This window comes from Lyngbya sp. CCY1209, assembly GCF_035615495.1.
Lineage (GTDB): Bacteria > Cyanobacteriota > Cyanobacteriia > Cyanobacteriales > Microcoleaceae > Limnospira.
Genome location: NZ_JAJENU010000115.1, coordinates 1 through 7,013, shown reverse-complemented (window position 1 = coordinate 7,013; position 7,013 = coordinate 1). Strand labels below are relative to the sequence as shown.

Genomic DNA, 7,013 nt, shown 5'->3' with positions numbered 1-7,013 from the left:
AAACTTCCATGTGTCTTGGCGATTTCTAGCCCCTACACCCTACACCCTACACCCTACACCCGCGCGCAGCGCTATAAAAAGGGGCGATCGCATCGATACGCCCCTGATGGAAAAAGACGGCGCGGGCTCCGCCTTACAACTTGGTGCCGCACTCGGGACAGAAATGGTTGCTGGCGACATTTTTGGCACCGCAGTTGCTACAGTAGACCAGTTCGACGGCTTTTTCCAACTGTTTCCGCTCGGGAAGTCCCAGCATTTGGGCGTTGCTCTTTCCGGGCGCCACCATCGGATAGCAGTTTTCATCTTTGGTGACGCGGACATCCATCAAAACGGGGCCGTCGTCGGCCAACATTTCGGCGAAGGCGTCGTGCAATTCTTCGCGGCTGTTCACCACCATGCCTTTCACCCCGTAGGAGCGGGCCAACATCTCGAAGTCGGGCATTCCCACTTCCATGTTGGAAGCGGAGTAGCGTTCGCCGTAGAAGGTTTGTTGCCACTGGCGGACCATCCCCTGCCAGCCGTTGTTGATAATCACGGTTTTGACGGCGATGCCATATTGGGCCAGGGTTCCCAATTCTTGGATGTTCATCTGGACGCTGGCATCTCCGGCGATGCAGATCACCTCGCGATCGGGCAGGGCCACCTTCGCCCCCATTGCGGAGGGGATGCCGTAGCCCATCGTACCCAAACCGGCGCTGGATATCCACTGTCGCGGGCCGTTTTTGAGGAACTGGGCGCCCCACATCTGGTGTTGGCCGACATCCGTCGTGTAGTAGGCGTCCGGTGCCAGTTGGCCCAATTCCGCGATCGCCTCTTGGGGGGAGAGGCTGTCGGAGTAGCGGGGGACGACGAGGGGGTAATCTTCCCGCCAGCGATCGATCCGTTCCAACCAAGCTTTGGTTTGATTGGGGCGGGCCACGTCTCCCATTTCTCTACAGCGGCGCAGCAAGTCGAGGAGGACTTGGCGCACGTCGCCGACGATGGGCACTTCGGGGGCGCGATTTTTGCCCACTTCCGCCGGGTCGATGTCGATGTGGATCACCCGAGCCCGGGAGGCGAATTCGTCCAATTTTCCGGTGACGCGATCGTCAAACCGGGCACCGACGGCGATCAGCAGGTCGCACTCACTGACGGCGAAGTTGGCATAGGCCGTGCCGTGCATCCCCAGCATCCCCACGGAGAGGGGATGTTTTTCGTCGAAGGCGCCTTTGCCCATCAGGGTGGTGGTGACGGGGATTTGGAAGTGTTCGGCCAGTTCCGCTATTTCCCCGTGGGCCCCGGCGGAAATGGCGCCGCCGCCCACATATAACAGGGGGCGCGCGGCCTGTTGAATCAGTTTGATCGCCTGGTTGATTTGGCGGATGTTGCCCTTCACCGTCGGGCGGTATCCCGGCAGGGACACTTCGCCCGGGTTGACGGGGATGTAGTCGAATTCTTCCAGGCCGACATCTTTGGGGACATCGATCAAGACCGGACCCGGGCGTCCGGTGCTGGCGATGTGGAAGGCTTCGGCGACAATACGAGCCATGTCACTCGGCTCGCGCACGACATAGGAATGTTTGACGATGGGCAGGGTAATGCCATAAATATCTGTTTCTTGAAATGCATCTGTACCGATGGCGGGGCGGGCGACCTGTCCGGTGACGACCACCATCGGGATCGAGTCCATGTGAGCGGTGGCGATGCCGGTGACGAGGTTGGTCGCCCCGGGTCCGGAGGTTCCGAAGCACACCCCCACCCGCCCCGTTGCCCGGGCGTACCCGTCGGCCGCGTGGGATGCCCCCTGTTCGTGGCGGACGAGAATATGTTGGATGTCGCCCTCGGCTTCGGCCCGGTAGAGTTCGTCGTAAACGGGGAGGATCGCTCCGCCGGGATAGCCGAAGATATGCTTCACGCCGTGACGCTTCAGGCTGTCGATGAGCGCAAATGCCCCCGTGGCACGCTTGGACGCGATTTTAGGTTTGAGTTGCACGGAATCGTCCCTCTAATCTAACTTTAATTGTTTAGTTAAAACCTTTATTGTATAAATGAATTCCACCAAACGGGTTATAGCGTTCTACTTTTAACAAGATTTTACATTTCCGGGTGGGTCGGGCACCCTCCCGGGATGATGTATTTGATCAGTCTAAAGAGAACGGGAAATTCGGGGACTATCAAATTTTTTAACTTTGGAGTCGGGGTCGCGATCGCCCCGGCGGGTTTCGCTGCCTCGTCGGACGGCCGTTGGGGCGGTATCCGGGGCGGCGATCGCGAGTGCCGGCCATTCCGGGATTCCCGAACTCCCATCCCCTTGCGTCCGTTCGCATTTCCGAAACCGTTCCACTATGATACCTTAAGAGACGGCATCCGGAGACAAAATGTATCCGGGATTACAAATGGGTCGGGCTCGACGGTGATATCAAAGGGTGTCGCACGATCTATGGCAGTCGCCCGGTGACTCGGGACTCCGAAAAACTCCGCAACCCAGACGGCGAGAGCTTTTTCGACCGATTGCCTGTCGCCAGAGTGCCTGTCGCCTGCTACAGCAGACCGATCGAACAGTAAGCGTTAGGAGTGAAAGCCTTGAAAAAGATAGAAGCCATTGTTCGGCCATTTAAACTTGACGAAGTTAAGATTGCCCTGGTCAATGCCGGCATTGTCGGAATGACCGTCTCGGAAGTGCGGGGGTTCGGCCGCCAGAAAGGTCAGACGGAACGCTACCGGGGTTCGGAATATACGGTTGAGTTCCTGCAAAAGCTCAAAATCGAAGTGGTAGTCGAAGATAACCAGGTGGATGAAGTCGTCGATAAGATTGTCGTTGCGTCTCGAACGGGCGAGATTGGGGATGGTAAAATTTTCATTTCCCCTGTGGAACAAATCATCCGCATCCGCACGGGAGAAAAGAATCTAGAAGCCATTTAAATAGCAGGTGGGGGGTTGGGAAAGCCAGTTTCACCCCACTTGCGGGGGTTTCCCCGCACTCGGGCTGATATCCATTACGATTCCTCGGATCGGTTGAGAAGGGCGGGGAGCTGGGGCAGTAACTTCGCAAAAGCCCGACCCCGGTGGGAAATCTGGTTTTTGAGTTCCGGGGACATTTCCGCGAAGGTCATCTGGTGTTCGGGGACGTAAAAGATCGGGTCGTAACCGAAGCCCTGCCGACCTCGGGGCGCCTCTGCAATTTCCCCGGGGCAGACGCCTTCGAGTTGTGCGACGATCGCCCCGTCCGGGCGGGCGATGGCGATCGCGCAGACAAATTGGGCTTTGCGACTATCGGCTGTTTCCAGTTCCCGGAGAACCCGGGCGATCCGTTCCGCATCCGTCGCCGCGTAGCGGGCTGAATAAACGCCGGGTGCGCCCCCCAGGGCATCCACCGCCAATCCGGAATCGTCCGCGATCGCCCACTCCCCGGTCACTTGCGCCACCTCAGTTGCCTTGAGGCCAGCATTTTCCAAAAACGTGTTTCCCGTCTCTTCCACGTCCAAATCCGGCGGCTTGAGCCGCAATTCCACGTCGATACCGGTCAGGTACGCCCGCATTTCATCCAACTTGCCGGGATTTCCGGTGGCAACTACTAATCGTTTGGTCATGTTTATAGGGAGTCGGTCGTGGGGAGTCGGTCGTGGGGAGTAGGGAATTGATAATTATCAATGATCAATGATCAATGTTCAAAGGAGCAGAGGAGGCGTAGGGGGCGGAGGGAAGCAGAACCCCCATTGCCTATTGCCTATTCCCTATTGCCTATTGCCTAATTCTGACTGAGCGCCCAATCCTTGGCCCAGGAGAGGGTTTTGCTCACCGTCTGGATGGTATCGGCTTCGCAGTAGAGCCGCAGGACGGGTTCGGTGCCGCTGAAGCGGATCAGGAGCCAGCGGCCGTCCGCGAGGCGGAACTTGTAGCCGTCCACGGTCAGGCAGTCCACCACGGCTTGTCCGGCGATTTCTTTGATGGGGTTGTTTTCCAACTCCGCCACCAGTTTCGCCCGCACGTCCATGCTGGCTAGGGGCAGGTCGATGCGATCGTAGGCGGAGGTGAAGCCGGTTTGCTCTTGCAGGCGGCGGTAGGTGCGGCTGAGGTCTTCCCCGGACTCCACCACGGCCTCCAAGACGTACAGGGCCGACAGCAGGGCATCCCGCTCGGGGATGTGGGTTCCGTAGCCGATGCCGCCGGACTCTTCCCCGCCGATCAAAACGGAATTGGAGAGCATCCGGTCGGCGATGTACTTGTAGCCGATGGGGGTTTCGTGGAGGGAGAGGCCGAACAGATCGACGATGCGGGGGATGAGGTCGGAACCGCTGACGGTTTTGATCACTTCTCCGGTGAATCCGCGGCGGGTCGATAAATGTTCGATGAGGATGGGGATGAGAATTTGGGAGCTGAGGAAGTTGCCGTCCCCGTCCACGGCGGCGATGCGATCGCTGTCTCCGTCGAACACCAGCCCCACCGTCACCCCGTCGGTTTTGGCGGAGTGGCTTTTGATCTGCCGGAACAGTTCCGAGAGGTAGCGGGGCAGGGGTTCGGGAGCACCTCCATCGAATAAGGGATCGCGATCGCCGTTAATTTCGTGAACGCCGTCCCCCAGCAGGCGTTGGAGCCCCCCGGCGGCGGCCCCGTGCATGACGTCGGCGAAGACGCTCAACTGCCGGGATGCGATCGCTTCTTTAATTTCGTCGATCTTGACTTTAGATTGCAGGGTTTCGCAATATCCCGGCCAGGGGTCGAAGGATTCCAGGGTGCCGGGAATGTTGACGGGGGGGAGGGGACTGTCCAGACGGGCCTCGATCTTTTGGGTGACATCGGGGTTCACCGAACCGCCGAAGCCGCCCTTGACTTTCAAGCCCAAATATTTGCCGGGGTTGTGGCTGGCGGTGATCACGATCGCCCCGAGGGCCTTTTGTTGGTGGGCGGCGAGGCTGAAGGCTGGGGTGGGGGCGTAGGTTTCGCTCAGTTTCACGTCGAAACCCGCCTCCCGGATGGCGTCGGCTGCTTTTTGGGCGAACTCTTCGGCGAGGAAGCGGCGATCGTAGCCGACAATGACGGTGTGGTCATTTTCGGTGGTGTCGCCGTAGGTTTCTTTCAACACCTGAGCCGCCAGGGGGGCGACGAGGGCGACCCGTTCAAAGGTGAAATCGTCGGCGATGACGCCGCGCCAGCCGTCCGTACCGAACTTGATGGGTTGAGTCATTGGATTGTCCTAGCTAGAAAGCCACGAAATCAAAACTGAGGTTTGGGGAGTGGCACCCTGACGATCCGGATTTGAGCAAAATCCCGTCAATTTTTCGCTCCTCGGGAAGCGATCGCCGTCGAGCCGCCCGAAGTGCCAAATTCTCCCCGCTTCTGACACTTTCCTGCTGCTCCTTTCCCCAGTCGTCCCCTAAAAGGACGGTTGGTGGCGAATCAGGTTGAGGAATTCTTCGCGGGTCTTCTGATCGTCTTGGAATACACCGAGCATAGCACTGGTGACGGTCCAAGATCCGGGTTTTTGGACGCCGCGCATCACCATGCACATATGGCTGGCTTCCATCACCACCGCCACGCCCTGGGGTTCGAGGACGGTTTGGACGGCCTCGGCGACTTGGCGGGTGAGCCGCTCTTGGACTTGCAGGCGGCGGGCGTACATTTCCACGATGCGGGCCAGCTTGCTCAGGCCGATCACTTTTTGGTTGGGGATGTAGGCGACGTGGGCTTTGCCCATGAAGGGCAGCATATGGTGTTCGCAGAGGCTGAAGACGGTGATATCCCGCACCAGAACCATCTCTTCGTGTCCTTCGTCGAAGATGGCGCCGTTGACGAGATCTTCGAGGGACTGGTTGTAGCCGTTGGTCAGGAATCCCATGGCTTCGGCCACCCGCTTGGGAGTTTTGAGGAGTCCCTCCCGTTCGGGATCTTCGCCGACGCCCAAGAGTATGGTTTCGACGGCGGCCATCATTTCTTCCGAGCTGACTTCGGTGCGGGTGGGATGTTGGCCATTTTTGGCGTGGGTGGAAGAGCTGCGGTCGGGACGGGTGGAAATCCGGCTGAGATTGTCTTTGTCCGCATTTTTCATACTGTCGGAACTGGATGAGTTAACAAAATTGTTGGAGGATGCAATTGTCATGACAAATTGGAAAATGTGGGAATGAAGTTAGAAATGGGTGGAAAATTCGCACGGAAAGACCGATTCAGAAGCTGCCGGCGCTGGGCATGAGAATCAGTTCGTCGAGGGTCGCCTCGGGGGGGAGCTCGACGGCGTGCCGGACCGACCGGGCGACGGTTTCCGGGTTCAGCATCGCGCTGCGATCGAAATCCGCTTCTACCGTCGGGGCGTCCCAAAGGGAAGTGTTGACGGCCCCCGGACAGATCGCCGTGACGCGGATGCCGTGGGGGCGTTCTTCCGCGGCTAGGGTTCGGGAGAGGGCCATCAAGCCGAATTTGCTGGCGCAATAGGCCCCCCAGTTGGGAAACACCTGTTGGCCGCCGATGGAAACGATGTTGACGATGGTTCCGCCACCTTTGTCCCGCATTCCGGGCAAGACCCCTTTGATACATTCAAAGACACCGGTGAGGTTGAGGTCGATCACCCGCTGCCAGTCGGCCAGGGGGGTACTCGCCAGGGGCTGGGTGTAACCCATACCCGCACTGTTGACCAGGATATCGAAGGGGCCAAAAGCCTCGGAAAGGGTGGCAATTTCGGCGTGAACTTGCTCGATTTTGAATAAATCTAGGGCGAATGCTTGGGCTTCGACGTCCCGTTGCCGTGCTTGGCGGGCTACGGCCTCCAATGGCTCCGGCGAGCGACTGACGAGGGCGATGTGGATGCCGGCATCTGCCAGGGCCAGGGCCGTCGCCTTGCCGATGCCACTGCTGGCTCCCGTGATCAGTGCTCGTCGTTCTGTGGGAGAACTCATGTACGGTTTGAATGATGTTTGCTTGGGATCAACTGAGGTAGCAACTGGTGCAATTGCTAATTCTGAGAAAATTTTGACTTCTCCCCGGTCTAAAGACGCGGGGATTCTTAAGCAGTCCAAAACTGAACTCTTAAAGGCATAGTCAAT

At 58.6% G+C, this 7,013-nt stretch carries 7 protein-coding genes; 1 reads left to right on the top strand and 6 read right to left on the bottom strand.

The annotated features are described in order from the left end of the window. Window positions 1-133: 133 nt before the first annotated feature. On the bottom strand, window positions 134-1,972 hold the full coding sequence (ilvB, locus tag LKE08_RS00785) for a biosynthetic-type acetolactate synthase large subunit (protein ID WP_324702286.1): 1,839 nt from the start codon (window positions 1,970-1,972) through the stop codon (window positions 134-136). Window positions 1,973-2,125: 153 nt separating this feature from the next. Beyond that, a complete protein-coding gene (locus tag LKE08_RS00780; RefSeq protein ID WP_324702285.1) occupies window positions 2,126-2,323 on the bottom strand; it encodes a hypothetical protein in 198 nt (65 codons plus the stop codon). Between the two features lie 239 nt (window positions 2,324-2,562). Between LKE08_RS00780 and LKE08_RS00775 the strand changes: the two genes are divergently transcribed. Continuing rightward, window positions 2,563-2,901 (top strand): P-II family nitrogen regulator, encoded by a 339-nt coding sequence (locus LKE08_RS00775; RefSeq protein WP_324702284.1) that lies wholly within the window; start codon window positions 2,563-2,565, stop codon window positions 2,899-2,901. A gap of 74 nt (window positions 2,902-2,975) precedes the next feature. Here the strand turns inward: LKE08_RS00775 and rdgB are convergent, their stop codons facing one another. The 4 genes from rdgB to LKE08_RS00755 all read right to left on the bottom strand — a co-directional run bounded on the left by rdgB (window position 2,976) and on the right by LKE08_RS00755 (window position 6,866). After that, window positions 2,976-3,569 carry an RdgB/HAM1 family non-canonical purine NTP pyrophosphatase gene (gene rdgB, locus LKE08_RS00770; protein WP_324702283.1) on the bottom strand — a complete coding sequence of 198 codons (594 nt, stop codon included), beginning with the start codon at window positions 3,567-3,569 and terminating at the stop codon, window positions 2,976-2,978. Between the two features lie 158 nt (window positions 3,570-3,727). Beyond that, window positions 3,728-5,164, bottom strand: a complete 1,437-nt coding sequence (locus LKE08_RS00765; protein WP_324702282.1) for a phosphoglucomutase/phosphomannomutase family protein — start codon at window positions 5,162-5,164, stop codon at window positions 3,728-3,730. 189 nt (window positions 5,165-5,353) lie between these two features. After that, the gene (gene folE, locus LKE08_RS00760; protein WP_324702281.1) at window positions 5,354-6,076 is read right to left on the bottom strand and encodes a GTP cyclohydrolase I FolE; all 723 of its coding nucleotides are present in this window, start codon (window positions 6,074-6,076) and stop codon (window positions 5,354-5,356) included. A gap of 64 nt (window positions 6,077-6,140) precedes the next feature. Next, complete coding sequence (locus tag LKE08_RS00755; RefSeq protein WP_324702280.1) at window positions 6,141-6,866, bottom strand: SDR family oxidoreductase; 726 nt, start codon at window positions 6,864-6,866, stop codon at window positions 6,141-6,143. Window positions 6,867-7,013: the final 147 nt, after the last annotated feature.

What these genes read in the sequence shown, in the direction of transcription:
- rdgB (WP_324702283.1), bottom strand. Translation starts at nt 3,569, where the DNA reads ATGACCAAACGATTAGTAGTTGCCACCGGAAATCCCGGCAAGTTGGAT.
- LKE08_RS00765 (WP_324702282.1), bottom strand. Translation starts at nt 5,164, where the DNA reads ATGACTCAACCCATCAAGTTCGGTACGGACGGCTGGCGCGGCGTCATC.
- folE (WP_324702281.1), bottom strand. Translation starts at nt 6,076, where the DNA reads ATGACAATTGCATCCTCCAACAATTTTGTTAACTCATCCAGTTCCGAC.
- LKE08_RS00755 (WP_324702280.1), bottom strand. Translation starts at nt 6,866, where the DNA reads ATGAGTTCTCCCACAGAACGACGAGCACTGATCACGGGAGCCAGCAGT.